Source organism: Variovorax sp. E3, from assembly GCF_016082275.1.
GTDB lineage: Bacteria > Pseudomonadota > Gammaproteobacteria > Burkholderiales > Burkholderiaceae_C > Variovorax.
This window is the reverse complement of the sequence record NZ_MOWM01000005.1, coordinates 66,604-92,292: the sequence shown is the minus strand read 5'-3', so window position 1 is coordinate 92,292 and position 25,689 is coordinate 66,604. Positions and strand designations below refer to the sequence as shown.

The following is a 25,689-nucleotide window of genomic DNA, read 5'->3' as shown; positions in this document are numbered from 1 at the left end:
TCTGGGGCGCTCACGCATGCTGACAAGAACCTCCACCCAGTCGCTCACCGGCCAACTGGCCGACCGCCTGGCCGAGCGCATCCGCACCCGGCTGCTGCCGCCCGGCGCCCGGCTGCCTTCGGTGCGCGAATGCGCGCGCCAGCAGGGGGTGAGCCCGTACACGGTGGTGGCGGCCTACGACCAGCTGCTGGCGCAGGGGCTGGTCGAGGCCCGCCGGCAGCGCGGCTTCTACGTGCGCGATTCGGCGCCAGTACAGGACGGCCGCCCGGCCCACGGCACCGACGCCAACGGCGTGAGCGGCATGCCTGCGGCAATCGCTGTGCAGATGATGGCCTCGCGTGTACCGGCCGACGCCAGCTCGCTGATCCGCAGCATGTTCCACCGGCCGAGCGACAAGCCGCAGCCGGGCATGGGCGTGTTCCCGCCCGACTGGATGTCGTCGACCTTCATGCCCACCGCCGTGCGGCGCATGACCAGTACAGCCGCGCTGCAGGAGCTGTCGCTCCAGTACGGTGAGCCGGCCGGCGACATGAGCCTGCGGCGCAGCCTGTCGCAGAAGCTGGTGGGCATCAACGTGCCGGCCTCGCCCGACCAGATCGTGACCACCATCGGCGCCACGCATGCGCTGGACATCGTGAGCCGCACGCTGCTGCGCGCGGGCGACCCGGTGATGGTCGAGGAGCCGGGCTGGGCGCTCGAATTCGCGCGGCTCGAGGCGCTGGGCATGCGCATCCTGCCGGTGCCGCGCCGCGCCGACGGGCCCGACCTGGAGGTGATGGCGCAGTACTGCAAGCTGCACAGCCCCAAGCTGTTCGTGAGCGTGAGCGTGCTGCACAACCCGACCGGCTACAGCCTCACGCCGGGCAGCGCGCACCGCGTGCTGCAGCTGGCCAACGAGCACGACTTCCACATCGTCGAGGACGACACCTACAGCCACCTCGCGCCCGAGCACGCCACGCGGCTCAGCGCGCTCGACGGACTGCAGCGCACCATCTACGTGAGCGGCTTCGCCAAGATCCTGGCGCCCAACTGGCGCATCGGCTTCCTGGCCGCGCCGCCGGCGCTGAAGGAGCGGCTGCTGGAGACCAAGCTGCTGGCCACGCTGACCTCGCCTACGCTGTTCGAGCGGGCGCTGTCGTGGTGCATCGACCAGGGGCAACTGCGCCGGCATTCGGAGCGCGTGCGCATCCGGCTCGACGGGGCGCGCGGGCGGGCGGTGAAGCTGGCCATGTCGCACGGCTGCACCTTCGCGTCGGAGCCGGCGGGGCTGTTCGGCTGGGTCGACACCGGCGTGGACACCGACGCGCTCACGCAGCGCATGCTCGACCAGGGCTACCTGCTGGCGCCGGGCTCGCTGTTCCATGCGCGCCGGCCGCCGAGCACCATGATGCGCATCAACTTCGCGACCTCGCAGGACGCCACGTTCTGGAAGGTTTTCAGCAAGGTTCGCGGCGGGCTCTGACCGTCGGTAAAAGCCCGCGCCGGTCAGGCGCAATGGCAAAGGCTTGGAGTAAGCTGGGAACACAAGAAAACCCTCCCAGGAGACCTCCCGCATGAGCAACGCCAGCAAGCCCTTCGACTTCAGCCAGTTCGTCCCCGGATTCGACTTCCTGAAGAACCTGGCCGGCGGTGCCGCCGGTTCGGGTGCCGGCGCCGTGCCCGGCATTCCGAGCCTTGCGAGCTGGGTGGCGCCCACGCTGAGCGTGGAGGAGGTCGACAAGCGCATCCAGGAGCTCAAGACGGTGCAGTACTGGCTCGAGCAGAACGGCCATGCGCTCAAGGCGACCATCCAGGCGCTCGAGGTGCAGAAGATGACGCTGTCGACGCTGCGCGGCATGAACGTTCGGATGGAAGACATCGCCAGCGCGTTCACCAAGCAGGCGGCGGCGATGGCGCCCGCTGCAGCGGCCCCCGCGCCCGCCGCTGCTGCGGCGGCGGCGCCCGAACCCGAGCCTGAAGAGGTCGAGGTCGAGGACGAAGACGAGGCGCCCGTCGGGGAAGCGCCGGCGCCGAAGAAGGCGCGCGGCAAGACCGCCTCGGCCAAATCGAAGGCCGCCGACGGCGTGGTCGACCCGATGCAGTGGTGGGGCTCGCTGACCGAGCAGTTCCAGCAGATCGCCAGCTCGGCGCTGCAGGACGCGGCGCAGCTGAAAGTGCCGGCCATGGCCCAGCCGCTGGCCGACGCGGTCGGCAAGGTGATGGGCGGCAAGCCGGCCGTCAAGAAGGCGCCTGCCGCAACAAGGAAAACGGCGGCCCCGGCCGCCAAGAAGAAGACGTCGACCACCGCCGCCGCGCGCAAGCGAACCTCCGGCCGGCGCTGACGTCATACCCCTATATTTTTGGAAGAGAACGGGTTGGCACGCATCATGAAACTGTTTCCCTCCGGCCATGCCACCCACCCGCAATGGCGCATGGCCGCCGGCCTCGTGCTGGCCCAGTTGCGCGCACAGATGGCGCTGCCCGACTACGCGTCGCGCCGACGCTCGGGCTGCTCTACATCACCGACCACTACGCCTCCGAGGCGCAGGACATCCTCGACCACCTGAGCGCCGAACTGCCCGAGGTGACCGACTGGTCGGGTACCGTCGGCGTCGGCGTGTCGGCCAACAACGCCGAATATTTCGACGAGCCAGGCATGACCCTGATGCTCTGCGCGCTGCCGAGCGACCAGTACCGCGTGTTCTCGGGCGTGGCGCCGCTGGGCAACTCCGAAATGAGCGGTTTCGAGGCGCACACCGCCCTCGTGCACGCCGACCCGGCCACCCCCGATTTGACCGAGCTGATCGCCGAGATGGCGGGCCGCACCGACACCGGCTACCTGTTCGGCGGGTTGTCGTCGGGTCGCGGCAGCGCGCTGCAGTTCGCGGTCGGCGGCAACGGCAACATCCGCGGGCAGGGCGCCGCGGGCGGCGTGTTTTCAGGCGGCTTGTCGGGCGTGGTGTTCGGCGAGGGCGTGCGGCTGGTGTCGCGTGTCACCCAGGGCTGCCAGCCGCTGCGCTCGGGCGCGGTGCGCGAGCGCGAGATCACCGAGGCCGACGGCAACCTGTTGCTCAAGCTCGACGGCGAGCCCGCGCTCGACGTGCTGCTGGCCGACCTGCAGGTGTCGCTCGAGCGGCCGCAGGAAGCCATCGACGCCGTGCGCAACACGCTGGTGGGGTTGGCCGACGCGGGCAGCGACGGCATCCGCCGCACCGGCGATTTGGGCGCCGACGTGCTGGTGCGCCACATCATCGGGCTCGATCCGACGCGGCGCGGCATCGCCATCGCGGACACGGCCGAGGCCGGCATGCGGCTGACCTTCTGCCGGCGCAATGCGCAGGCTGCGCGGGCCGACCTGATGCGCATCTGCGCCGAGATCCGCGAAGAACTGGAGCCCGAAGAGCAGACGCTGGCCACCGCGCGCGCCGTGGCGGCGGGCGAGGCCGAGGCGGCGCCGCACCCGGCGCGGCGCATTGCCGGGGCGGTGTACGTGAGCTGCTCGGGGCGCGGCGGTCCGCACTTCGGCGCGCCGGGCGCCGAATTGCAGATCGTGCGGCACGCGCTGGGCGACGTGCCGCTGGTCGGTTTTTTTGCCGCCGGGGAAATCGCTCGGCACCACCTGTATGGGTATACGGGGGTGCTGACAGTGTTTACCGGCAACGACTGAGCGAACAGCGGCTGGTCGCTCGTTCGATCAAGCCGGTTGCAGTACGCGCGGCTGCGGTGCCGGCATGCCGGTGAACGCGAAATCGACTTCCGGTGCCAGTCCGCTCACGATCCGCGCGATCGACTTGCCCGAGCCGCAGGCGTGCGTCCAGCCGAGCGTGCCGTGGCCCGTGTTCAGGAACAGGTTCGGCAGTTTCGTCTTGCCGATCAGCGGCACGTTGCTCGGCGTGGCGGGGCGCAGGCCGGTCCAGAACTGGGCCCGCGTGGTGTCGCCGGCGCCGGGGAACAATTCTTCGACACGGCGCACGATGGCTTCACAGCGCACCTGGTTCAGGTCGCGGTCGTAGCCGTTGAGCTCGGCGGTGCCGGCGATGCGCAGGCGGTCACCCGACGCCGAGGTGTAGCGGGAGAACACCAGCTTGAATTCGTCGTCGGTCAGCGAGACCTGGTGGGCCTTCGATGCGTCCTTGACGGGCAGCGTCACCGAGTAGCCCTTGGCCGGGTAGATCGGCAGGCGAATGCCCAGCGGCGCCGCGAGCAGCGGGCTCAGCGAACCCATCGCCATCACGAAGGCGTCGCCGCGGATGCGCTGGAAACGGCCTTCGCTGTCGGTGACTTCGACGTGGTCGATGCTGCCGCCCGCTTCGCGCAGGGCGGTGATGTTGTGGCTCATCAGGAACTTCACGCCGGCCTTGGCCGCGAGGCGGGACAGCTCGCGCGCGAAGCGGTTGGCGTCGCCCGACTCGTCCTCGGCCGTGTAGGTGGCGCCGGCGAGCTTCGGGCGGATGTGGGCGAGGGCGGGCTCGATCTTCACGGCCTCGTCGGCCGAGATGACCTGGCGCTCGCAGCCCAGCGCGCGCATCTGCTCAGCGGGCGCGAGGGCGCCGTCGAATTCTTTCTGCGTCGTATAGAAGTGCAGGATGCCCTGGGTGCGCTGGTCGTAGGCCAGATTGGTGTCGCGGCGCAATTGCTGCAACATCTCGCGGCTGTATGTGCCCAAACGAACGATCTGTTCGATGTTGTGGCGCGTACGCGACGGCGTGCATTCGCGCAGAAATTGCAGGCCCCAGAGCCACTGGCGCATGTCGGCGCGGATGCGAAAGAGCAGCGGGGCGTCTTCCTTGCCCAGCCATTGCAGCACCTTGAGCGGTGCGCTGGGGTTGGCCCAGGGCTCGGCATGGCTGACCGAGATCTGCCCGCCGTTGGCGAAGCTGGTTTCGGCGGCGGGGGTGGCCTGCCGGTCGATCACGGTCACATCGTGGCCGAGTTGCTGGAGGTAATAAGCCGAAGTCACGCCGAGCAGGCCGGCGCCAAGAACGATCACGCGCATTGCAAGTACCTTTGAGGTGCAGCGCTTGAACGGCGGGTGTGGTTTTAATGCTACTTTTTCAATAGCAGGCAACCGGACGACCGCTGTCCAAGTTGCCGCTCCCCCTGTCCTCGGTACCTGAGAGATTCACCCGCTGCGCCCGCAGAGGGTTTGCTCCTTCGGTGCATCACGACGACCACGTTGGGCGGTGTGATGGCTCTCCAGACGGCTTTCGTTTCAGTTGATGCAGTACAGACCCCTTGTTCGGGCCGACCTGAGCGTTTATGGGAGTTTGCGCCTTCGGTGGGGCCACCTGGGTGGCCCGCTCTCCTGCATTGGGGGGATTGTAGGCGCGGGTTTGGTGGGCGCCAAGTCCTTCACGAGCTCGTCATGAAGCCCGGTTCTGGACGCGTCTTGAAACACATGGCCGATGGGATAATGCCCGGAAGACTGTCATAAGGCGGTCAACAGACAAGACATTTCGCGGGAGACCCCATGATTCTGGTAACCGGCGGCGCAGGCTTCATTGGCGCCAATTTCGTACTCGACTGGATCGCTCGGAACGACGAGCCGGTCGTCAATCTCGACAAACTCACCTACGCCGGCAACCTGGAGACCCTCGCGTCGCTCAAGGGCAGCCCGAAGCATATCTTCGTGCAAGGCGATATCGGTGACAGCGCGCTGATCGACCGCCTCCTGGCCGAACACAAGCCGCGCGCCGTGGTGAACTTCGCGGCGGAATCGCACGTCGACCGCTCGATCCATGGCCCGGAAGACTTCGTGCAGACCAACGTGCTCGGCACCTTCCGCCTGCTCGAATCGGTGCGAGGTTTCTGGAGCGCGCTGCCGGTCGACCAGAAGGCCGCCTTCCGTTTCCTGCACGTGTCGACCGACGAGGTCTACGGCTCGCTGTCGAAGACCGACCCCGCCTTCACCGAAGAGAACAAGTACGAGCCGAACAGCCCGTACTCGGCCAGCAAGGCCGCCAGCGACCACCTGGTGCGCGCCTGGCACCATACCTACGGCCTGCCGGTGGTCACCACCAATTGCTCGAACAACTACGGCCCGTTCCATTTCCCCGAGAAGCTCATTCCCTTGATGATCGTCAACGCGCTGGCCGGCAAGAACCTGCCCGTGTACGGCGACGGCATGCAGGTGCGCGACTGGCTTTATGTGAAGGACCACTGCAGCGCCATCCGCCGCGTGCTGGAGGCTGGCCGCCTGGGCGAGACCTACAACGTGGGCGGCTGGAACGAGAAGCCGAACATCGAGATCGTGAACACGGTCTGTGCGCTGCTCGACGAACTGCGTCCCCGCGCCGACGCCAAGCCGTACAAGGAGCAGATCAGCTACGTCACCGACCGCCCGGGTCACGACCGTCGCTACGCGATCGATGCGCGCAAGCTCGAGCGCGAACTCGGTTGGAAGCCGGCCGAGACTTTTGACACCGGCATTCGCAAGACCGTCGAGTGGTACCTGGCCAACGGCGATTGGGTGAGCAACGTGCAAAGCGGCGCATACCGCGAGTGGGTGGAGAAGCAGTACGACGCGAAGGCCGCGGCATGAAGTTGCTGCTGCTGGGCAAAGGCGGACAGGTCGGATGGGAGCTGCAGCGCAGCCTGGCTCCGCTGGGCGAGCTGATTGCGCTCGGCTCTGCGAGCACCGACTTTCATGCCGATTTCAGCAGCCCGGCGCAACTGGCGGATACCGTGATGAAGCTGCGGCCTGACGTCATCGTCAATGCCGCGGCTCACACTGCAGTCGACAAGGCCGAAAGCGAGCCTGAGCTCGCTCGAAAGCTCAATGCCACGGCCCCCGGTGTTCTTGCCGAGGCCGCGCAGCGCGTTGGCGCGCTGATCGTGCATTACTCCACCGACTACGTGTTCGATGGCAGCGGCAGCGCGCCCTGGAAAGAGGCCGATGCCACGGGTCCTCTTAGCGTCTACGGCCGGACCAAGCTCGAAGGTGAGCAATTGGTCGCCGGCAACTGCGCAAGGCACCTTATTTTTCGAACGAGCTGGGTATATGCGGCGCGAGGCGGAAACTTTGCCAAGACCATGCTGCGGCTTGCCAAAGAGCGCGACCGCCTCACGGTCATCAACGATCAGTTTGGTGCGCCTACGGGCGCCGAATTGCTTGCCGATATCACCGCGCATGCCATCCGGGCCACGTTGAAGGACTCTGCCAAGGCTGGTATCTACCACGCCGTGGCGAGCGGGGAAACCACCTGGCACGGCTATGCGCGTTTCGTTCTCGAGGAGGCCCGTCAGGCCGGCGTGGAGCTCAAGGCGCAGGCCGAGGCCGTGGAGGCCGTTCCGACGAGCGCATTTCCAACGCCCGCGACGCGGCCGCACAACTCGCGCCTCGACACCGCGAAGCTGGAAACCACTTTCGATCTGACCATGCCTCCTTGGCAAAACGGCGTTGCGCGCATGCTGCGCGAAACGCTCTGACTCACTCGCAAAGAACAAATATGACGCAACGCAAAGGCATCATCCTCGCCGGCGGCTCGGGCACCCGGCTGCATCCCGCGACGCTTGCCATGAGCAAGCAACTGCTCCCGGTGTACGACAAACCGATGATCTATTACCCGCTGAGCACGCTGATGCTCGGCGGCATGCGCGACATCCTGATCATCAGTACCCCGCAGGACACCCCTCGCTTTCAGCAGCTGCTGGGCGACGGTAGCCAGTGGGGCATCAATCTGCAGTATGCCGTTCAGCCGAGTCCCGATGGCCTGGCGCAGGCGTTCATCATCGGCGACAAGTTCGTCGGCAATGCGCCCAGTGCGCTTGTGCTTGGCGACAACATTTTCTATGGGCACGACTTCGTTCAATTGCTCGGCGATGCCGACGAGCAGAAGGTCGGAGCAACCGTGTTTGCGTATCACGTCCATGATCCCGAGCGCTATGGCGTGGTGGCTTTCGATGCACAGGGCAAGGCCAGCAGCATCGAGGAAAAGCCGTTGAAGCCCAAGAGCAATTACGCGGTGACGGGGCTGTATTTCTACGACAACCAGGTCGTCGATATTGCCAAGGCGGTGAAGCCCAGCGCGCGCGGTGAACTCGAAATCACCGCAGTCAATCAAGCCTACCTTGATCTTGGCCGGCTCAATGTCCAGATCATGCAGCGCGGTTACGCATGGCTCGATACGGGCACGCACGAGAGCCTGTTGGAAGCGGGGCAGTTCATCGCAACGCTGGAGCATCGACAGGGGCTCAAGATCGCCTGCCCTGAGGAAATTGCGTGGCGTCACGGGTTCATCGATAGCGAGCAGCTTGCCAAGCTCGCCGCGCCGCTTCAGAAAAACGGCTACGGCAAATACCTCAACCACCTGTTGGCCGAGGGAGTGCGTTCATGAAGGTCACGCGGACGGCCATTGCTGATGTGCTGTTGATCGAGCCCACTGTTTTCGGTGATGCCCGGGGCTTCTTCTTCGAGAGCTTCAATCAGAAGGCGTTCGACGATGCGGTCGGCGCGCATGTCGAGTTCGTTCAGGACAATCATTCGCGCTCGGCCAAAGGGGTGCTGCGTGGTTTGCACTATCAGGTGCAACAGCCGCAGGGCAAGCTGGTGCGCGTGGTGCGTGGTGCGGTTTTCGATGTTGCCGTGGACATCCGCAGGTCATCGCCCACTTTCGGCCAATGGGTTGGAAGCGAGCTGTCTGAAGAGAATCACACGCAACTGTGGGTTCCTCCAGGGTTGGCTCACGGTTTCCTGGTACTCAGTGAATCCGCGGACTTTCTCTACAAGACGACGGACTACTATGCGCCAAAGCATGAGCGGTGCATCGCATGGGACGACAAGACATTGTCGATTGCCTGGCCCGATATCGGCGTAGCACCCAAGCTGTCAGCGAAGGATGCTGCGGCGCCCACTTTTGCCTCGGCCGATCTGGGCGACTAGGTAGCCACCCGACGACGGTTTGAATTCCTGATGCTCGAGCAAGCATCAGTGCTTGCCCACTTTTGAGAATCCCCAAGAAATGACGAAACGCCTTGACTCTGCTGCACCCATCGGGCGCAAGTGCCTCTGGGGTTCGCTGTTTCTGAAGAGTCTCGCCAGCGCCTGAAGGCGGCAGTTCGTGAGCAGTTTGCCAATCAAGGAACAAGCCAGGCACCTCTACAGGGCTGCCAGGAGCGCATTCCGCAAGCGAGTACCAAGAAAGGTGCCGTCCCTTGCGCTGCTTTTTGACGCGGGCTGGTATGCAAAGGGGCTTGGAAAAAAAGCCGTCCTCGAGAATCCCCTCGACCATTACCTGAAGGTCGGATTCATGACGGGGGACCCCAACCCCATGTTCGATACGGCGTGGTATGTGGCGCGGCATCCTGAATTGCGCTCGGGCCGAAAAAATCCTTTCGTTCATTATTTCGAAGTAGGCGAGCGCGCCGGTGATCCACCGAGTCCCAAATTCGATCCGAAGTGGTACCTCGAGAAATACCCCGATGTTGCCGCGACAAGAGCAAGCCCTCTGGCGCACTTCTTGAGATTTGGCGCTGCCGAAGGGCGCCTCCCCAAGCGGCCCGTGCATTTCGATTCCTGGACGGCGCTCTCGAGTTTTCTGGCGGAATTGCCTCCTGCCCTGTCGGCTGTACCTTGCTCGGTCGAGCTGCCAGTGCGCGCCGTGCGGTCCTCGGAGGACTTGAGCGGAGGGCATGACGCCCACGATACTTTCCAGGTGGCCAGAGGGTCTGCGAAGGGGTGGATGGTGCGCCGGACTACCCGATGGGTGCCTACGTTGCGCGCTTGGAGAAATCGATTCTGCTTGCTGGCACGCGCTATCTTGTTGCTCCTTCTGGAGCGTTGCTGCATGACGAGAATGCATATTTTCTCGCGCAGCCGGACGTCGCCATCAAATACAAAAAGGCTACCCGCTCGGCGGTTCCCGGTCGGTTGAACATAGAGGCAATGCTGCGTCAGGGTGCCTGGGTCGAGTCGGGATTGAATGTCATGCATGAATATGAAAATAATTATTTTCATTTCATCGCGGAAACATTGCCGCGAATGGTTCTCGCGGAAGAAGCGGGGGTTCCGCCGATGGTGCCATTTCTCGTGACTGGCGATCTTCATTCCAATATCGCGAAGCTTTTCGATATTTCAAATACAGCGCGCAGGCCCGTCATTGCCCTGGAGAAGGGGACGCTGTATCGCGTGGAGGAGATGTACTATCCCTCCGACCTCACGTCGGTCATTGATGCCTACGAGGGGGGCCGTGCGGCTCGGCAAACTGGTCTTGACGTGGGGCGCATCAGCATCGCCATTGATCGTTGCAAACAGTTCTTCCCCATTGCTCCCGGCAGTGGAAGGCGAAAGATTTTTGCCAGTCGCAACGGAAGTTACCGAAATTTATTGAATCAAAAGCAGATTGAAAATCGCTTGCTGGAAAACGGCTTCGAGATCGTATGCCCTGATGAATTGAATCTCGAAGAGCAAATTCGAATATTCCAGGACGCCGAAATGATTGTGGGCCCCACGGGCGCGCAGATGAGCAATATGGTTTGGTGTCGACCGGGCACTCGTGTGCTTGTGCTGGCTTCAGATCATCCGAGTCACCAGCTCTACTTCTGGGAGCTCCTGGGGCGGGTGTCCGCCGCGGCGGTGACGGTTTTGCAGGGACCCCGTGCGAACGCGCGAGACGATATTTACAGCTTACACGATGATTATTATGTCGACGAAGATGCCGTGATCGAGGCCATCTCGCGCATAAGATAATGAGCAAGGGAACAATGATGAAAGAGATTAAAAAATCCGGGACATCCCTGTCTGATGCGGTTGAATTGATTGACTTGGAGCGCTTGAGTGATCCAAGAGGAAATTTGACTTTCATCGAGGGTGGTCGACATATTCCCTTTGATGTCCAGCGTGTGTACTATTTGTACGATGTTCCAGCGGGCGAAGCCCGTGGAGGGCATGCGCACCATAACCTGCAGCAATTGATCATTGCGGTGGCGGGGAGTTTCGATGTCATTCTGGACAATGGCTTCGAAAGAAAAACCGTTACCTGCAATCGTCCTTTTCAAGGGATTCTGATGAAATCCCTGGTCTGGCGGGAGTTGAACAATTTTTCTTCGGGTGCGGTCTGTCTGGTGCTGGCATCCATGAAATACGAAGAGTCCGACTACATCCGAAATTACGAAGATTTCATTTCTGTTGCGCGAAAAGGATAAACCCATGATTCCGTTTTTTGATATTCACGCTGGCCATGCCGAAATGGCCGACGATTTCACGCAGGCCTTTTCCAAGGTCATGAAGAGCGGCCATGTGATCATGGGTGGCGAACTCGTCGCCTTCGAAAATGAATTCGCTGCCTACTGTGGCGCGAAGCATTGCATTGGCGTGGGCAACGGTCTCGACGCGCTCGCGTTGACGCTGCGCGCGCGCGGCATCAAGGCCGGTGAGAGGTGCTCGTGCCTTCGCAGACCTTCATCGCGACATGGCTGGGTGTCTCGATGGTGGGCGCAACGCCTGTCCCGGTCGAGATCGATCCGGCAACCTACCTTCTTGATCCCGCGCGCATCAAGGAGAAGTTGACCAGCCGGACCAAGGCGATCATTCCGGTGCACCTGTATGGGCTGCCCGCTGCAATGGACGCGATCAATGAGATTGCCCGCCCGCTCGGCATCTTCGTGTTCGAAGACGCGGCACAGGCCCACGGTGCCACGCACAACGGCAAGCGGACCGGCGTCCTTGGCGATGCGGCCGCTTTCAGCTTCTATCCGACCAAGAATCTGGGCGCCATGGGCGACGCCGGTGCCGTTGTCACCAACGACGATGAACTCGCTGCCGAACTGCGCATGTTGCGCAACTACGGCTCGAGCCAGAAGTACGTGCATGAGGTCGCGGGCGTGAATTCCCGGCTCGACGAACTACAGGCTGCGCTCTTGCGCACGAAGCTTGGTCGGCTCGATGCCTGGAATGAGCAGCGTCGTGCGCTGGCGGCGCGCTATTCCGAAGGACTCCGCGGGGTGGGTGACATCCGCATTCCGCACGTGCCGAGCGACAGCACGCACGTGTACCACCTCTATGTGATCAGCACCGGCCGTCGTGCCGAACTGTCAGCGCACCTGACGGCGCAAGGTATCCAGACGTTGGTTCACTACCCCATTCCGCCGCACGTGCAAGGGGCCTATGCCGAGCTCGGCTTGCCCGCGGACAGCCTTCCCTTGGCAACGGCTGCAGCCAACGAAACCTTGTCTCTGCCGATCTGGCCGCAAATGCAGCCCGAGCAGGTCGACGCGGTGGTGGCGCAGATTCGCAAGTTCTTCGCATAGGTCACGCCACGTCAATGCCCTTGCCGCTGGTCAGTGTCGTCATCCCCATCTTCAACCAAGCCAAGTTTGTTGTTGAGACAGTGGGCAGCGCCGTTCGGCAGACCTATCGGAATCTGCAGGTCATCGCCGTGGACGATGGGTCTACGGACAACGGGCCGGAACTTCTTGAAGCTGAGTTTGGCGAGCAGATCGTTCTGCTGCGACAGAAGAATGCGGGGCCTTCAGCCGCCATCAACACCGGCTTGGCCGCGGCCGCCGGCTCTTTCATTGCGCTGCTCGGAGGGGATGACCTCTGCGTTGAAGACCGGATCGAGGTGCAACTGGAAATCATGCGCACGACGTCGCATGACATCGTCTTTTCCAAGCCCTTCCTGATCGACGAAGTCGGGGGGCCAATGGCCGATGCGAGTTTTCCGGTGTTCTTCAACAATTCGCCGGTTCCGTCGATGTTGCGGGCGTTGATTTTGCAGGGCAACTTCCTGTGCGCGCCGACGGCCTTCATGCGCCGAGAGGCTGTGCAGAGTTTGGGCGTTTTTCGCCCGGGGCTCGTGCAACTGCAGGATTACGACTACTGGTTGAGAGCCGCGGCGGCCGGTTTGAGTCTTGCCGAATTGGGGCCTCGTGTGGTTCGGTACCGCCGCCACTCTGGCAACCTGTCCTTGCAGGGCGGAAGCCTGGCTTCGGCCGCCGAAACGATTCCAGTCATCAAGACCTTGCTCGACACTGGCATGCCGGAGGAGCTTCGACGTGCTTTCCCCTATTTCTTCGAGCCCGTGCCTGACAGTTCGGTGCCATTGACCCTGTTCGACAAGGCCAGCCTGCTTCTGTCGCATCCTCGGGACGAACTGCGCATGGCGGGCCTCGAGTACGCCATCGCATTGGCCGAGGATCCGTCTTTCATGGCAAAGGCAAGCCGCCTGGGCCTGAATCTCAACCGATTGGCCCAGAAATCTTTGTGACAATCGTAAAATTTGCCCGATTCTCGTGAATGCGGATGCGCTCTGCGCCAGCATGAATCCGTCGGATTGAAGGCAGTTCGGTGCCTTCGCGGTGCTCGCAGGGATTCATCGGTCCAGCGAAGAAATCTTGCCTCTTTGCAGAAATCCAACCTCGGCAAGCCCTGGATCGCTCCCTGCATTCATGCAGCGCCGGCATCGATGGCGCACCGGGCCTCCCCAACTCAGGAATAGATCCTTTCCGATGCTGTCCAGAATAATTCAAACCGTCGCACGCAGGCTTAGAGGTGGAGCGCCGGCGCCCGTGAGTGCCGATGCCGAACCGGCCCCGATCGTGCCGGTCAGTGAGGCGGTAGTGGCATCGCCCCCGATCGACATTTATGCAGAGCATGCCAAATGGATGGCGCTGGCGGGGCAACGTGATTTCGATGGCGCCATCGAACTTTGTCTTTCGACCATCAAGAAGCCCGAGACGAGCTTCGTGGCGTCGCTGTTCCTGGGCTACGCCTATTTCCAAAGCGGAAGGCCCGCTGAAGCGCAGCGGCATCTCATCCCGGCCGTGGCACTGAACGCCGGCGACTTCTACGCCAATCTGCTGCTCGCTCAGGCCGAGAAAGCCTTGGGCCATCCGCGAGAAGCGCTCGTCAGGTACATGACCTGCTGCACCCTGGAGGCCGCATCGGTCGTCGAGCCTTCGAGGCGGCCATGGATATTGCGCTGCCGATGCGGGAGGCCGAAGAAGGGGCGGCGCTCTCGGCGCTTTTCGACAAGCTTCATGCCGAGGGCAAGCTCCCCGATCCGCTGGTGTTGAAGTTCCTGTTCTTCTGGCGGCGCGATGCCGATCTGATCGCCTTGCTGAGCCGGGCAGAAGAGGCAGGGGAGTCGAAGGCGTCTTTCCGCCGCGTTCGTGCTGTGCAGGACTGGGCACTCGCACATGGTGAGAGCTATGTGAGCCTGGGCGAGCCGGTGTCGATTCGGCTGGTCACGCCAACGGAGACGTACAGCCGTGACCCCCAGGAGAAGCATGTGCTGGGCAGTGCGCCGTACATTGCCGAAGTACGCAATGCGAAGATCGTGGGTAACTCGAGCCTCATCTACGCCGGAGAGACGGATGTGTTGTCGGATGTGCTGTCGCATCCGCATTACGGTGAGCAGGTCAGTCTTGCCTACGACAAGACTGTCATTGCGCAACGGCCCGACGCCCTGTTGCTTGCGCCGCTGGGTGCCAGCAACAGGCTGGACGAAGGAATCATGCTCTCTGGACTTGCCAGCAATGCCTATGGCCACTGGTTTGCCGAGTTTCTTCCGAAGCTGCGCTACTTTGAAAGAAGTCCGCGCTTCGCGCAGTTGCCGATCGTTGTCGATGCCGCCATGCCGCAGTCGCATTTCGACTTTTTGGCTGCGCTTGTCGGCAACTCGTTGCATCGCATCGAAAGTGGCCAGGTACTGGAAGTAGGGTGCCTCCATGTCGCGCCGACGACCACGTTCTTCCCCGTGGAATTGTTCAGGGATCATGGTGTTCCGCCGGAGCATCAGGCCTCGTGGAGCGCCGAGTCCATGCAATACATCAAGGACAGGATCGCCGAGCGTTGGAAGCTTCCCGGCCAGCGCTCGCGCCGCTTGTTTCTTTCGCGGAAGAACAGCAGCTGGCGGCTGCTGCGCAACGAAAGCGAACTCATTGAAGATTTGCAGTCGATGGGATTCGAGACGGTCTTCATGGAAGAACTCGATTTCGAGCAGCAAGTCCGCACCTTCGGCGAAGCCGAATTCGTCGTGGCGCCGAACGGCTCCGCGCTGAACAGCCTCATCTTCGCTGCGCCAGAGGTCAAGGCGTTGATCCTGGGGCAGCAAAACAGCTTCAACTGGGGCGGCTGGCTGGGGCCGATGCTCGATCTCGGGTTTCATCCCGAATTTCTTGAGGGCGAGGCTGTGGAGAGCACAGACTTCAAGCATTCCGACTACGTTGTTTCCGCCGCCAAGGTGCACGCCAAGGTGCACCAGATGCTGCAATCCTGACGCTCAGAAACCAGAAACCCCATGAACAAGCCTCTTTACGTCACCCAGCCGTACCTGCCGCCGCTGGACGAATTCCTGCCTTACCTGCAGCAGATCTGGGACAACAAGATCCTGACGAACGGCGGGCCGTTTCATCAGGAACTGGAAAAGGCGCTTTGCGAGTACCTGGGGGTCGAGCACATCGCGCTTTTCACCAACGGGACCATCGCATTGGTCACGGCGCTGCAGTCGTTGCGGATCACTGGCGAGGTGATCACCACGCCGTACTCGTTCGTTGCCACATCGCACTCACTGCTGTGGAACGGCATCAAGCCGGTGTTCGCAGACGTCGATCCGCATACGCTGAATCTGGACCCGAAGCGGATCGAAGCGCTCATTACGCCGCAGACGACAGCGATCATGCCGGTGCATTGCTACGGGCATCCCTGCGACACGCGCGCCATCCAGGCGATTGCGGACAACTACAACCTGCGGGTGATCTACGACGCGGCGCATGCGTTCGGCGTGCAGGACGAAAGCGGCAGCATCCTCAATCACGGCGACATGTCGGTCTTGAGCTTCCATGCCACGAAGGTCTTCAATACCTTTGAGGGCGGCGCAATCATCTGCAAGGATGCGATCACCAAGACTCGCATCGACCAGTTGAAGAATTTTGGTCACGTCGGGGAGGTGACGGTCGTCGCGCCGGGCATCAACGGAAAGATGAGCGAGTTCAATGCCGCGCTCGGGTTGCTGCAGTTGAAACATCTGCACAAGGCACTGGACCTGAGGCGCGCCATCGACGCCGCATATCGGCGATTGCTGCAAGACGTGCCAGGCATCGTGTGCCTGGCGGATGCCGGTGAGACGGTGGCCAACTACGCCTACTTCCCGATTCTCGTGGGCCCCGAATTCCGCCTGTCGCGCGATGGGCTCTATGAGCATCTCAAGGCAAACGGCATTCACCCGCGCCGGTACTTCTATCCGCTCATTTCCGAGTTCCCGATGTACCGGGGCCTGCCCACGGCAAGCCGTGATCACTTGCCGAATGCCAGCCGCGCGGCGGAGCGCATTCTTTGCCTGCCGATCTATCCGGACCTCGAGATGTCGCAGGTCGAGCGGATCGTCAGTCTGATCGCGGCCGCATGAGCACTGCGGCCGAACTGGAGCGAGCAACGATGAAAGTCGGGATCATGCAGCCCTACTTTCTGCCGTACATCGGGTACTTCCAGCTGATTGCGGCCGTGGATCTCTTCGTGGTGTACGACAACATCAAGTACACGAAGAAGGGCTGGATCAACCGCAACCGGCTGCTGCAGAACGGCGCGGACGCGGTGTTCTCGCTGCCGCTGAAAAAGGATTCCGATGTGCTGGACGTTCGGGAGCGCGAACTGTCGGCGGACTTCAACAGGCAGAAATTGCTCAACCAGTTCATCGGCTCGTACCGGGGAGCGCCGTATTTCGAGCAAGGCATCGAACTGGCCCACGAAATCGTGATGAGCAACGAGACGAACCTGTTTCGCTATCTTCATGCATCGATCGTGGCAACCTGCAAGTACCTCGACATCGGAACGCGCATCGAGATCTCTTCGCATGTACCCGCCGACCACGAGCTGAAGGGCGAAGATCGCGTGCTGTCGATCTGCACGGCTTGCAACGCGGACACCTACATCAACACCATCGGAGGCCTGGAGCTCTATTCGCGCGAGCGCTTCGCGGGCCAGAACATCGTGTTGCAGTTCATTCGCTCGAAGCCGTTCGAATACAGGCAGTTCGGTGCGCCCTTCGTGCCTTGGTTGTCGATGATCGACGTCATCATGTTCAACCCCGTCGACGAGATCAAGAGCTCGTTGTTAACCCAATACGAATTGATTTGAAGATGTTCACCTGGAAAAAATGGGGCAAGATTTTCAGCCCCGGCGAACAGCATGGCCGCGAGTGGATGAACGAATTCGCACAGGCGCCCGCGACGCTTTTGTTCGACGATTTCGTGCGGGTGTACTTCTCGTGCCGTCCGAAGGCGGACGCGAAGGGCCAATACGTCAGCTACTCGGCGTTTCTCGATCTGGATCGCCGCGATCTTCGCAAGGTCGTGAACATCAGCCAGAACCCGATCCTGCCGTTGGGTCCATTGGGTGCGTTCGACGAGTTCGGTATCTATCCCGTGTCGGTCGCAAGGAACGGAGACGAGGTTCGCGCCTACTACGCCGGATGGACGCGCTGCGAGTCGGTGCCTTTCAACGTGGCCATCGGTTGCGCGGTCAGCCGCGACAACGGCGAAACATTCACCAAATTGGGCGCGGGGCCGGTGATCGGCTACTCGCCCAACGAACCTTTCGTGATGAGCGGGCCCAAGATCCGGCGCTTCAACGGCAAGTGGTACCTCTGGTACATCGCCGGACGCAAATGGAAGATGGTCGACGGCCGGGCCGAGCCTGTCTACAAGATCCGCATGGCCACCTCGGACGACGGGACCACGTGGCGCAAGGAAGATCGCGATCTCATCGAGAGCCGCATCGAGGAAGACGAGGCCCAAGCCAGCCCGGACGTGTTTCATGCCAACGGGAAGTACCACATGTTCTTCTGCTACCGCTACAGCGCGGGCTATCGCGGAAAGACCTTCGGCTATCGGATCGGCTATGCCTCCAGCGAGGACCTGCTTCACTGGACGCGAGACGACAGCAAGGCGGGAATCGATGTCTCGGAAACGGGTTGGGATTCGGAGATGGTGAGCTATCCGCATGTCTTCGAGGTCGACGGACGCACCTACATGGCTTATCTGGGCAACGGCGTGGGTCGTGAGGGCTTCGGCCTGGCCCTGCTGGACGGAAGGCTGGAGTAAGACATGACGAAGCAATGGAAAAGACTCGGGAAGATCTTCGACCCGACGGCGCACGCGCTGCCCAACGGCTGTGTGCAGTTCGCCCAATCGCCGCAGACGCTGGTCTTCGACGACTTCGTGCGCATCTATTTCTCTACGCGCGCCGTCGATCCCAGGAACGGCAAGTTCCTGAGCCACGTGGCGTTCGTCGACATGGCTGCCGACCTGCGCACGGTCATTCGCGTGTCCGACAAGCCGGTGATTCCGCTCGGCGAACTCGGCTGCTTCGACGAGCACGGCATCTTCCCGATCAACATCGTGCGCCACGACGGCGATATCTTCGCCTTCACTTGCGGCTGGAACCGCCGGGTGTCGGTCTCGGTCGATACGGCCGTCGGATTGGCGCAAAGCAGCGACAACGGGCTGACTTTCTCCAAGCTCGGGCATGGGCCGGTCATGGGCGCGTCTTTGCACGAGCCTTGCTTGGTGGGCGATGCGTTCGTCCTGCCCATCGATGGCGTGTTTCACATGTGGTACATCTTCGGTACCGGCTGGAAGCAGTATCAGGACGGCGCGGCCCCCGACCGTACCTACAAGATCGGCCACGCCACGTCGACGGACCGCGTCAACTGGACGAAGGAAGAGGCGAAACAGATCATTCCGGATCGCCTGGGCCCCGACGAGAGCCAGGCGTTGCCGACGGTGGTCAAGGTGGGTAGCCGGTTCCACATGTTCTTCTGCTACCGCCAATCTTTCGATTTTCGCCAGACCAAGGGGCGGGGCTATGCAATCGGCCACGCCTATTCGGACGATCTTCAGAATTGGGTCCGGAACGACGACGAGCCTGGTCTCGCGGTGCCGGAGGGCGAGTGGGACTCCGATATGCAGTGCTATCCGCATGCCTTCACGTTCCGGGACAAGACCTACCTTCTTTACAATGGCAACGAGTTCGGGCGCCATGGCTTCGGACTCGCAGTGCTCGAATGACCTGCGGCCAGTTCGAACTCGCGGTCAATCGGGCGTCGCCTGCCGAGATCGCCGGGCATCTCCTGGAGTGCAGCGACAGTTTCGAGCCGCCCCTGGCCGCTCGCGTCGACATCGGGGCGTACAGCGCCAAGATTGCCGACAAGGCGGTTCGCTTCGAAGCCTGGAGCCCCGATGGGCGCCTCGTCGGGCTTGTGGCCGTGTACGAAAATACGGGGCCGGACCTGTTTGTGACCAATGTCAGCGTAGCACCGACGTGCCGCGGGGCGGGGCTGGCGCAGCGGCTGTTTCAGCTTTGCTTTGCCCGCCTGGATGCACAGAGGCTCAAGCGCTTCAGGCTCGAAGTCAACGGCAACAGCGAGGCGGCTGTCCGCCTGTACGCCAGGATGGGCTTCGAGCCCGAATCCCGGACGGGCGACCAGATACACATGCAACGACCCGCGGTGAGCGGAGGAACAGATGAACACTGAACGCAACTACGACGCAGAAATCGCTGACACGGCGGACCATCAATACGCCTATGGCTTCGACTTCGACGTGATGCACCCCTACATGCTGCGGTCCTTCGAGCCGTTCATGAACCGTGCGGGCAGCGTGCTGGAACTGGGCAGCTTCAAGGGCGATTTCACGCGGCGGTTGACCGGCTACTTCAACGACATTACCTGCGTGGAAGCATCGGATGTCGCCCTGACGGAAGCGAAGCGCAAGCTGGGCGACAAGATCGATTTCATCCATTCGCGATTCGAAACGGCCAAGCTGCCGCGCCGGTACGACAACATCGTGCTCACCCATGTGCTGGAGCACCTGGACGACCCCGTCGGCCTGCTCAAGCGCATCAATGACGAATGGCTGGCGGATGGCGGGCGCTTCTTCCTGGTCTGCCCGAATGCCAACGCGCCTTCGCGGCAGATCGCCGTGAAGATGGGGCTCATCACGCACAACGCGGCCGTCACGCCGGCGGAAGACCAGCATGGTCACCGCTGCACCTATTCGCTCGATACGCTGGAGCGTGATGCCGTGGCCGCCGGACTGCGTGTCGTGCATCGCAGCGGCATCTTCTTCAAGGCGCTCGCGAACTTCCAGTGGGACCGCCTGCTGGCGACCGACATCATCTCGAAGGAGTACCTCGAGGGCTGCTATCAGCTCGGGCAGGTCTATCCCGATCTTTGCTCCAGCATCTTCCTGATGTGTGAACGGGGACCGAGCAAATGAAGGTCTCGTTCGTTGTCGCCGTCTATCAGAACGAAGGCGCGATCTCCAAGACCTTCGAGAAGATCAGGGGCGTGTTCGCCGATCAACTGGCGGCGCATGCCTACGAAGTCATCTTCGTGGACGACGGCTCGACCGATGGGTCTCTCGCGGAGATACGCCAGCTTTGCGCGGCCGATCCGAACGTGAAGGGACTGACCTTCACGCGCAACTTCGGCCAGATGGCCGCCATGCTGGCGGGCTTCAAGGAGGCCTCGGGAGACGCGGTCATCAACATCTCGGCCGATCTGCAGGACCCTGTGACGCTGATCCCCCAGATGGTCGATCAGTGGCTGGCCGGCTCGGAAATCGTCATTTGCCATCGCATCGAGCGTGAAGACAGCTGGCTCGCCAAAACCTATTCCCGCATGGCCTATGGGATGCTTCGCATGGCCATTCCGCAAATGCCCGCGGGCGGCTTCGACTTCGTGCTGATGGACCGCCGGGTGATGGACGAGTTCAATGCCATCGACGTGCGCCACCGTTTCTTCCAGGGCGACCTGCTGTGGACGGGCTACCGGACGAGTTTCATTCCCTATGAACGGCAGAAGCGAACCATCGGGAAGTCGCAATACAACTTTGCCAAGAAGCTCAAGAATTTTCTGGATGCGATGCTCGATGCATCGTATCTGCCGATTCGCTTCATTTCGCTCGTCGGCCTCGTGACATCCGCACTCGGTGTGTTGTACAGCCTCAGTATCGTGTTTGCATGGATGCGGGGCGACACGCCGTTCAACGGCTGGGCTCCCATCATGATTGCCATCCTGCTGGTGGGCGGGTTGATCATGGTGATGCTCGGCGTGGTGGGCGAGTACGTGTGGCGCATCAACGAGGAAGTGCGCAAGCGGCCGAACTACGTGATCAGGGACAGGCTCTGAGCCCGGCCTTGCGGTGAGTCTTCCGGCCCTCACGAAGCAGTTTTCGAAGTTCACCGTCATCGGGGCGCTGAACTTCGTTTTCACGTTGGTTCTCTTCTACCTGGGCGTCGTCGTACTGCATGTCAATCATCTGATTGCATTGGTCATCGTCGCGCTCATCGGCATGTGCCTCACATACACCCTCAACTATTTCTGGGTGTTCAAGCCGAGCGAACGAATCACGTTCGGCGCGCGTTTCGCCAAGTACATTGCCGCGGGGCTCGTCTCCGTGGGGTTGAATGTCGTGCTTCTGCATCTGCTGACTTCAAGAACCCGCATTCCGCCTTTCTACGGGCAGATGCTGTTGATCCCGGTGATCGTGGTCTTCAATTTTCTGTCGGCAAAGCTGTGGTCGCTGCGGGCTGAGCGAGAGGTGGGTCAGTGAGTGACGCTGTGCGCGAGCCGAGCCGGCGCGCAAACGCACTGACGGATCGCGGTGTTGCGGTGTTCGCGTCGGTCGCGCTGGCCGCTGTGCTGCTCTACTGCGGATGGTCGCTGAACCGGGGCTTCGAGATCACCGACGAGGCCTATTACCTGCTGCTGGCCATGTATCCCGACGCGACGCGGCTCTACATCAGCGCGCAGCAATGGGCCATGAGCCCGCTCTGGGACATCACCGGCAGCCTGACAACTTTCAGGGCCGCCGGTCTCGTGGTGCTGATCGGGAGTTCGGCGGTGCTGGGCCTGGGCATTCTCCGGATGACCGCTAACCGCGGCTCGTGGCCTCAACGCCTGTCGGTCTTGAGTGTCTCCGTCATTTGCGGCTTGCTCTACGCGATCACCATCAATGTCTCGCCCAGCTACAACCTGTTGGCATCTGCGGGCGCGTACGCTGCCTTTGGGTGGATGCTGATTGCATGTGGGCAGCCTTCGGGCATGTTGCGCTTCGCATCGTTGATCGCCGCAGGGGCGGCTGTCGGTGTGGAGTTCGTATGCAAGCCGTCCGCGGGGGTGGCCACCTGGCTGCTCGTTGCCGTCTGCGCTGCGCTGCTTGATGGTGCTGGGCGCCCGCGCTGGTCGGCTGTGATATTCCTCGGGGCAGGTGCCGCAGCGTGCGTGGCTGTGCTCCTTCTGCTTCAGACGACCCCGGGCGCCGCGCTCGAGGCTTTCGTGGGGGGCATGGATTTGTTTCGCATGGTCCAAGGCGAGCCGATCCTGACGCGGCTTTGGCGTTACGCCGTCGAATTCTCCGTTCACACGGTCGCCGCGTTGAAGGTTCACGCGTTCCTCATTGGGGCGGTGATCGTTCACGCTGTCTGGCGTCGTTGGGCGTCGGCGGTTCTGGTTGTGGTCGCGCTCGGACACGTGATCGTCAGTGCGGACTACTTTGCCTACGGCGCCGACCAATACATCAAGTACATGCAGCACGCGCTGATACTGCTTGCGCTGTTGGTGCTGAGCGGTTGGACGTCGCTTTCGGTGCGTGAGCGGTGGCTCGCCGCCGGTCTCGTTCTTTTGCCGTACAGCGTTGCGATGGGCACGGGCAATGCGCTATTCAGCCAGGTCATCGTTTCGCTGGCTCCATGGGGCGGCCTTGCCGCACTGGCCGCCTACGCCCGGAAAAGTGCCTTCCGGGAGCGTTTCGTTTCTCTTGCCCTTCTTGCGGGTTTCGTGCTCATGACGAGCACGCAAATTCTGGTCTATCAGTCGAAGCTGCCCTACAACATGAGTTCGAGCATGCGCGAACAGGATCTGCCGGTTTCCATCGGTGCGTTGGGGCTTGTTCGCGTCGATGCGCCGACGAAGCAGTTCGTGCATGACATGGACGCGGCAGCAGCACGCTGCGGCATCACGGCTGGAACCCCGTTCCTGGGGCTCTACAACATCCCGGGAGCGGCATTGGCATTGAATGCCGTGCCAGCCATCACACCCTGGCTCAACAACGTTGCCCAGGCCGAGGCGGTGCTGGCGCGTGTGCCTTCCGTCGTCAACGAGGCGGCGATCGCGGTCAAGATGAATGCAGACGGCAGCCTCCCCGCGTTCCCGTCGCAACTGGCCGACTTTCCATCTGCTTTTCGTTATTGCGGTGAAGCGACTTATCCATACGGCGAGCAGCGAATCCGCATCTGGAAAGGTCGGGTTCCGGCTTCTTGAGTCCACGAGGCAAGGTCATCGCAATGTTTCATCGGGTGATTTCAAGCTGCCAGGGCCTCGATGTCTGCCAGTGCACTGGCGAGCTTTGTCGCATCGATGGTGTAGCTGTCGAGAAACAGGCTAGGGTCGGACACTGTGTGTTCATCGCCCGGGTTGAATAACGGATGTTCGCCCGTCAGGATCCGGTACTGGCAGCCGGCAAACAGCGCCATGTTGGACTGTGAGCAAAAGAGCTGGGTATAGGGGGAAGACAGTGCCAGGACCTTGGTTCCAGGGCGACAGAAAATCAGGTTGGTGAATGCCGCCCCCATCGCTCCGACGATCGCGCCCGCCTCGGAGAAAAGGCGCACTTGCTGCTCGAACGACAGCTGCCCCGTGTCGACGATCTCGTAGCCGAACGAGGTCAATACCTCTTCCAGTTCCGCCGTATTCGTGATGTTTCTTCCGCTTCGGCGCGCCAGAAAGATCTTTCGACGCCCTGTCTGCGCAGGGTCGATTCCGAATTTCCTGAAGACCGTGGCTTGCATGTGAGCCAGTGTGCGAAAGCAGATGGCCGAACACTTCCACATGGGTTCTCGCAGGTTGTCGGCGAGGTTGGTGCACGTCGACGGCACATAAAGTTTTTTGACTTTCAGCAGCGTCGAGTTATCCAGTCGATATATGGGCCAATCTGGAAGCATGGCTTGCAGGGAGTCGAATTCCTGGGGAAACATGCCGTCGTCGACGATCAGTGGGATATTCTGAAGCGTCTCTTTTTTTGCCAGAATGTAGCACCTTCCCAGATATTCGACGAGCCAGTGGTAATAGTTCGGACTGCAGCGGCCACTCAGCAGAATTGCCGATGGAAGAGCGACTTCTTTCTTATAGCGAAACCACAAAAGGATTTCGCTCTTCTGATCGAGAGAAACGATGTACTGCCAAATGCCGGCAACAAAGCCCCGGTGCGGATTGGCTGCTGGCTCGTAAATGACCAGCCGATTGTTCGCCAGCACCTGGAATCCGCCGACAACCGTTGCGTTGTCGATGGAGGCGATCCATTTTTGAGGTACCTCGACGGTCCTGAGAGGACGCTCCTGTCTCGATCCGATGACTTCCGGTTCGTGAAAGGTCATCGGAAAAGGGGGTTCTATTTCTTCGAGTGATTGGCCGACCTTCGGCAGGCCCGAAAAATCGATGGTCGCGAATTTTTTCAGGAGAATGTTCTCTCCCGAATCCCGGGCATTGAGTTGCCGAGAGATCGCTTTTGCCTTGAGCTTTGCGACGCGGCCTTGCCGTGCCGCCTCGAAAATCATGTATTTATAGTTTTCCAGCGTCGACTCTTGAATGGATTTTCCTTGGGTCCGGAGTTTGATCTCCAATTTGAGGAAAAATAAAAGATCTTCAATGCTTGCCGCCAGCTGGTTGAGATTTCTTTTTTTCTTTTCGGCCTTTCAGTGTGTAGTGGTCAGCTGCGGACAGGCCTTCACTTTTAACGTCCTGATATGAGTTTAGATAAAAGTTCTCATCGAGAAAAAGCCTGATCAGCCATTTTGTCGTGGTGTTCCAGCGCCAGATCGAGAATTTCTCCAGTGTGAGGTTCGGATGTCTTCCTTCGACTATTCCGTACCTGAAATAGTGATAGTTGCAATCGAGCCCCGACATTGCGACGTCACGGTATTTTTGTTTATAATATTTGTCATCCACGACGCCGGTCAATGAGAGGGCGCGCAGTATCAGAGAGCGAATTTTTTTCATAGCAGAGCTCTGTGTGTTGCAGTCTGATTCAAATTATCTGGTTTCCGCGACGAAATAACGAATTTTTTACACAATGACTTCAAATAGTGCAGCTTTCATTCACCCTCTGGCCGACGTTCAGGCCACGGATATTGGCGCGGAAACCAAGATATGGCAATTTAACGTGGTGCTTGCGGGTGCGCGCATTGGTAGTAATTGCAATATATCTGCGCATTGTTTCATAGAGAGTGATGTTGTTGTTGGAAGCAACGTCACCCTGAAATCGGGTGTTTATTTGTGGGATGGAATTACCCTTGAGGACAATGTTTTTGTAGGTCCTGGTGTCCGATTCACCAACGACATGTATCCGAGGTCAAAGGTTTATCCGGCTGCCTTCCTGCGCACCACCGTCTGCCAGGGGGCATCGATCGGTGCGGGGGCTGTTTTGACGCCTGGCTTGACCATTGGGCGAGGTGCAATGATAGCCGCAGGGGCTGTCGTTACCCGCGACGTAGAGCCGTTCTCTCTGGTGGTGGGGTCGCCTGCGCGCCATGTGAAGTTTTTGACCCCTGAAAAATGATGCTGTAATCGGGTGTGCCTGCAAGAGCGGTGGCATGGATGTCGTGGGCCGCTTTCGCGGCAGATAATTATCAAATCTAAAAATAACAGTAAACGGCAATCTCTGCGTCGATTGAAAAACAGTGTTGACTGTTGAGTGGAGTGACTTTGAGTGGTA

The 25,689-nt window shown here is 61.2% G+C and carries 25 protein-coding genes, 2 pseudogenes and 2 riboswitches; of the genes and pseudogenes, 23 read left to right on the top strand and 4 right to left on the bottom strand.

What is annotated here, in order from left to right; translation table 11 throughout:
• Positions 1–16 precede the first annotated feature (16 nt).
• The 3 genes and pseudogenes from BMG07_RS03250 to BMG07_RS03240 all read left to right on the top strand — a co-directional run bounded on the left by BMG07_RS03250 (position 17) and on the right by BMG07_RS03240 (position 3,646).
• A complete protein-coding gene (locus tag BMG07_RS03250; protein ID WP_198083308.1) occupies positions 17–1,462 on the top strand; it encodes a PLP-dependent aminotransferase family protein in 1,446 nt (481 codons plus the stop codon).
• A gap of 91 nt (positions 1,463–1,553) precedes the next feature.
• Entirely contained in the window at positions 1,554–2,321 is a 768-nt protein-coding gene (locus BMG07_RS03245) for a PhaM family polyhydroxyalkanoate granule multifunctional regulatory protein (protein WP_198083307.1), read from the top strand.
• A gap of 45 nt (positions 2,322–2,366) precedes the next feature.
• A pseudogene (locus tag BMG07_RS03240) lies at positions 2,367–3,646 on the top strand (FIST C-terminal domain-containing protein).
• Positions 3,647–3,673: 27 nt separating this feature from the next.
• On the opposite strand, the gene BMG07_RS03235 reads toward BMG07_RS03240, so the two are convergent.
• Positions 3,674–4,975 (bottom strand): D-amino acid dehydrogenase, encoded by a 1,302-nt coding sequence (locus BMG07_RS03235; RefSeq protein ID WP_198083306.1) that lies wholly within the window; start codon positions 4,973–4,975, stop codon positions 3,674–3,676.
• Between the two features lie 94 nt (positions 4,976–5,069).
• Positions 5,070–5,189: riboswitch (glycine riboswitch) on the bottom strand.
• Positions 5,190–5,196: 7 nt separating this feature from the next.
• Positions 5,197–5,297: riboswitch (glycine riboswitch) on the bottom strand.
• 152 nt (positions 5,298–5,449) lie between these two features.
• On the opposite strand from BMG07_RS03235, the gene rfbB reads away from it, so the two are divergent.
• The 6 genes from rfbB (at position 5,450) to BMG07_RS03205 (ending at position 11,121) form a co-directional block, all read left to right on the top strand.
• The gene (gene rfbB, locus BMG07_RS03230; protein ID WP_198083305.1) at positions 5,450–6,520 is read left to right on the top strand and encodes a dTDP-glucose 4,6-dehydratase; all 1,071 of its coding nucleotides are present in this window, start codon (positions 5,450–5,452) and stop codon (positions 6,518–6,520) included.
• Positions 6,517–7,407 (top strand): dTDP-4-dehydrorhamnose reductase, encoded by an 891-nt coding sequence (gene rfbD / locus BMG07_RS03225; RefSeq protein WP_198083303.1) that lies wholly within the window; start codon positions 6,517–6,519, stop codon positions 7,405–7,407. The genes rfbB and rfbD overlap by 4 nt, the downstream gene beginning before the upstream one ends.
• A 20-nt stretch (positions 7,408–7,427) precedes the next feature.
• The gene (rfbA, locus tag BMG07_RS03220; RefSeq protein WP_198083302.1) at positions 7,428–8,315 is read left to right on the top strand and encodes a glucose-1-phosphate thymidylyltransferase RfbA; all 888 of its coding nucleotides are present in this window, start codon (positions 7,428–7,430) and stop codon (positions 8,313–8,315) included.
• Positions 8,312–8,860, top strand: coding sequence for a dTDP-4-dehydrorhamnose 3,5-epimerase (gene rfbC, locus BMG07_RS03215; protein WP_198083301.1), 549 nt, complete (start codon positions 8,312–8,314; stop codon positions 8,858–8,860). The genes rfbA and rfbC overlap by 4 nt, the downstream gene beginning before the upstream one ends.
• Positions 8,861–9,679: 819 nt before the next feature.
• The gene (locus BMG07_RS03210; RefSeq protein WP_198083299.1) at positions 9,680–10,666 is read left to right on the top strand and encodes a DUF563 domain-containing protein; all 987 of its coding nucleotides are present in this window, start codon (positions 9,680–9,682) and stop codon (positions 10,664–10,666) included.
• 17 nt (positions 10,667–10,683) lie between these two features.
• On the top strand, positions 10,684–11,121 hold the full coding sequence (locus tag BMG07_RS03205) for an FdtA/QdtA family cupin domain-containing protein (protein WP_198083298.1): 438 nt from the start codon (positions 10,684–10,686) through the stop codon (positions 11,119–11,121).
• Here BMG07_RS03205 and BMG07_RS43940 read toward each other — a convergent pair.
• On the bottom strand, positions 11,096–11,281 hold the full coding sequence (locus tag BMG07_RS43940; protein ID WP_307866856.1) for a hypothetical protein: 186 nt from the start codon (positions 11,279–11,281) through the stop codon (positions 11,096–11,098). The genes BMG07_RS03205 and BMG07_RS43940 overlap by 26 nt on opposite strands.
• Between BMG07_RS43940 and BMG07_RS03200 the strand changes: the two are divergent.
• From BMG07_RS03200 to BMG07_RS03140, 13 genes and pseudogenes are all read left to right on the top strand, one after another.
• A pseudogene (locus tag BMG07_RS03200) lies at positions 11,201–12,225 on the top strand (DegT/DnrJ/EryC1/StrS family aminotransferase). The gene BMG07_RS43940 and the pseudogene BMG07_RS03200 overlap by 81 nt on opposite strands.
• A gap of 14 nt (positions 12,226–12,239) precedes the next feature.
• Complete coding sequence (locus BMG07_RS03195; protein ID WP_198083297.1) at positions 12,240–13,184, top strand: glycosyltransferase; 945 nt, start codon at positions 12,240–12,242, stop codon at positions 13,182–13,184.
• A 301-nt stretch (positions 13,185–13,485) separates the two neighbouring features.
• Entirely contained in the window at positions 13,486–13,992 is a 507-nt protein-coding gene (locus tag BMG07_RS03190) for a lipopolysaccharide assembly protein LapB (RefSeq protein WP_198083296.1), read from the top strand.
• A complete protein-coding gene (locus tag BMG07_RS03185; RefSeq protein WP_198083295.1) occupies positions 13,887–15,197 on the top strand; it encodes a DUF563 domain-containing protein in 1,311 nt (436 codons plus the stop codon). The genes BMG07_RS03190 and BMG07_RS03185 overlap by 106 nt, the downstream gene beginning before the upstream one ends.
• A 21-nt stretch (positions 15,198–15,218) precedes the next feature.
• Entirely contained in the window at positions 15,219–16,325 is a 1,107-nt protein-coding gene (locus BMG07_RS03180) for a DegT/DnrJ/EryC1/StrS aminotransferase family protein (protein ID WP_198083293.1), read from the top strand.
• A 29-nt stretch (positions 16,326–16,354) separates the two neighbouring features.
• Positions 16,355–17,053, top strand: coding sequence for a WbqC family protein (locus tag BMG07_RS03175; RefSeq protein ID WP_198083292.1), 699 nt, complete (start codon positions 16,355–16,357; stop codon positions 17,051–17,053).
• Positions 17,050–18,018, top strand: coding sequence for a hypothetical protein (locus tag BMG07_RS03170; RefSeq protein ID WP_198083290.1), 969 nt, complete (start codon positions 17,050–17,052; stop codon positions 18,016–18,018). Before BMG07_RS03175 ends, BMG07_RS03170 begins: the two co-directional genes overlap by 4 nt.
• A gap of 3 nt (positions 18,019–18,021) precedes the next feature.
• Positions 18,022–18,984, top strand: coding sequence for a hypothetical protein (locus BMG07_RS03165; RefSeq protein ID WP_198083289.1), 963 nt, complete (start codon positions 18,022–18,024; stop codon positions 18,982–18,984).
• A complete protein-coding gene (locus BMG07_RS03160) occupies positions 18,981–19,451 on the top strand; it encodes an N-acetyltransferase (RefSeq protein ID WP_198083287.1) in 471 nt (156 codons plus the stop codon). The genes BMG07_RS03165 and BMG07_RS03160 overlap by 4 nt, the downstream gene beginning before the upstream one ends.
• Positions 19,452–19,521: 70 nt before the next feature.
• A complete protein-coding gene (locus BMG07_RS03155) occupies positions 19,522–20,193 on the top strand; it encodes a bifunctional 2-polyprenyl-6-hydroxyphenol methylase/3-demethylubiquinol 3-O-methyltransferase UbiG (protein ID WP_269758592.1) in 672 nt (223 codons plus the stop codon).
• Positions 20,190–21,107 (top strand): glycosyltransferase family 2 protein, encoded by a 918-nt coding sequence (locus BMG07_RS03150; RefSeq protein ID WP_198083284.1) that lies wholly within the window; start codon positions 20,190–20,192, stop codon positions 21,105–21,107. Before BMG07_RS03155 ends, BMG07_RS03150 begins: the two co-directional genes overlap by 4 nt.
• Positions 21,108–21,120: 13 nt before the next feature.
• Entirely contained in the window at positions 21,121–21,531 is a 411-nt protein-coding gene (locus BMG07_RS03145; protein ID WP_198083283.1) for a GtrA family protein, read from the top strand.
• Positions 21,528–23,240, top strand: coding sequence for a hypothetical protein (locus BMG07_RS03140; RefSeq protein ID WP_198083282.1), 1,713 nt, complete (start codon positions 21,528–21,530; stop codon positions 23,238–23,240). Before BMG07_RS03145 ends, BMG07_RS03140 begins: the two co-directional genes overlap by 4 nt.
• Before the next feature lie 41 nt (positions 23,241–23,281).
• Here BMG07_RS03140 and BMG07_RS03135 read toward each other — a convergent pair whose 3' ends face one another.
• Together BMG07_RS03135 and BMG07_RS03130 are read right to left on the bottom strand one after the other, a co-directional pair.
• Positions 23,282–24,598 carry a DUF563 domain-containing protein gene (locus BMG07_RS03135; RefSeq protein ID WP_198083280.1) on the bottom strand — a complete coding sequence of 439 codons (1,317 nt, stop codon included), beginning with the start codon at positions 24,596–24,598 and terminating at the stop codon, positions 23,282–23,284.
• Positions 24,599–24,620: 22 nt separating this feature from the next.
• Complete coding sequence (locus BMG07_RS03130; RefSeq protein WP_198083278.1) at positions 24,621–24,974, bottom strand: hypothetical protein; 354 nt, start codon at positions 24,972–24,974, stop codon at positions 24,621–24,623.
• 73 nt (positions 24,975–25,047) lie between these two features.
• On the opposite strand from BMG07_RS03130, the gene BMG07_RS03125 reads away from it, so the two are divergent.
• A complete protein-coding gene (locus BMG07_RS03125) occupies positions 25,048–25,533 on the top strand; it encodes an acyltransferase (RefSeq protein ID WP_198083275.1) in 486 nt (161 codons plus the stop codon).
• The last annotated feature ends 156 nt before the right edge of the window (positions 25,534–25,689 follow it).

What these genes read in the sequence shown, in the direction of transcription:
- BMG07_RS03160 (WP_198083287.1), top strand. Translation starts at nt 18,981, where the DNA reads ATGACCTGCGGCCAGTTCGAACTCGCGGTCAATCGGGCGTCGCCTGCC.
- BMG07_RS03195 (WP_198083297.1), top strand. Translation starts at nt 12,240, where the DNA reads ATGCCCTTGCCGCTGGTCAGTGTCGTCATCCCCATCTTCAACCAAGCC.
- BMG07_RS03155 (WP_269758592.1), top strand. Translation starts at nt 19,522, where the DNA reads ATGCACCCCTACATGCTGCGGTCCTTCGAGCCGTTCATGAACCGTGCG.
- BMG07_RS03250 (WP_198083308.1), top strand. Translation starts at nt 17, where the DNA reads ATGCTGACAAGAACCTCCACCCAGTCGCTCACCGGCCAACTGGCCGAC.
- BMG07_RS03245 (WP_198083307.1), top strand. Translation starts at nt 1,554, where the DNA reads ATGAGCAACGCCAGCAAGCCCTTCGACTTCAGCCAGTTCGTCCCCGGA.
- BMG07_RS03205 (WP_198083298.1), top strand. Translation starts at nt 10,684, where the DNA reads ATGAAAGAGATTAAAAAATCCGGGACATCCCTGTCTGATGCGGTTGAA.
- BMG07_RS03175 (WP_198083292.1), top strand. Translation starts at nt 16,355, where the DNA reads ATGAAAGTCGGGATCATGCAGCCCTACTTTCTGCCGTACATCGGGTAC.
- rfbC (WP_198083301.1), top strand. Translation starts at nt 8,312, where the DNA reads ATGAAGGTCACGCGGACGGCCATTGCTGATGTGCTGTTGATCGAGCCC.
- rfbD (WP_198083303.1), top strand. Translation starts at nt 6,517, where the DNA reads ATGAAGTTGCTGCTGCTGGGCAAAGGCGGACAGGTCGGATGGGAGCTG.
- BMG07_RS03235 (WP_198083306.1), bottom strand. Translation starts at nt 4,975, where the DNA reads ATGCGCGTGATCGTTCTTGGCGCCGGCCTGCTCGGCGTGACTTCGGCT.
- BMG07_RS03150 (WP_198083284.1), top strand. Translation starts at nt 20,190, where the DNA reads ATGAAGGTCTCGTTCGTTGTCGCCGTCTATCAGAACGAAGGCGCGATC.
- rfbB (WP_198083305.1), top strand. Translation starts at nt 5,450, where the DNA reads ATGATTCTGGTAACCGGCGGCGCAGGCTTCATTGGCGCCAATTTCGTA.
- BMG07_RS03210 (WP_198083299.1), top strand. Translation starts at nt 9,680, where the DNA reads ATGGGTGCCTACGTTGCGCGCTTGGAGAAATCGATTCTGCTTGCTGGC.
- BMG07_RS03125 (WP_198083275.1), top strand. Translation starts at nt 25,048, where the DNA reads ATGACTTCAAATAGTGCAGCTTTCATTCACCCTCTGGCCGACGTTCAG.
- BMG07_RS03130 (WP_198083278.1), bottom strand. Translation starts at nt 24,974, where the DNA reads ATGAAAAAAATTCGCTCTCTGATACTGCGCGCCCTCTCATTGACCGGC.
- BMG07_RS43940 (WP_307866856.1), bottom strand. Translation starts at nt 11,281, where the DNA reads ATGCTTCGCGCCACAGTAGGCAGCGAATTCATTTTCGAAGGCGACGAG.
- BMG07_RS03180 (WP_198083293.1), top strand. Translation starts at nt 15,219, where the DNA reads ATGAACAAGCCTCTTTACGTCACCCAGCCGTACCTGCCGCCGCTGGAC.
- rfbA (WP_198083302.1), top strand. Translation starts at nt 7,428, where the DNA reads ATGACGCAACGCAAAGGCATCATCCTCGCCGGCGGCTCGGGCACCCGG.
- BMG07_RS03165 (WP_198083289.1), top strand. Translation starts at nt 18,022, where the DNA reads ATGACGAAGCAATGGAAAAGACTCGGGAAGATCTTCGACCCGACGGCG.
- BMG07_RS03185 (WP_198083295.1), top strand. Translation starts at nt 13,887, where the DNA reads ATGGATATTGCGCTGCCGATGCGGGAGGCCGAAGAAGGGGCGGCGCTC.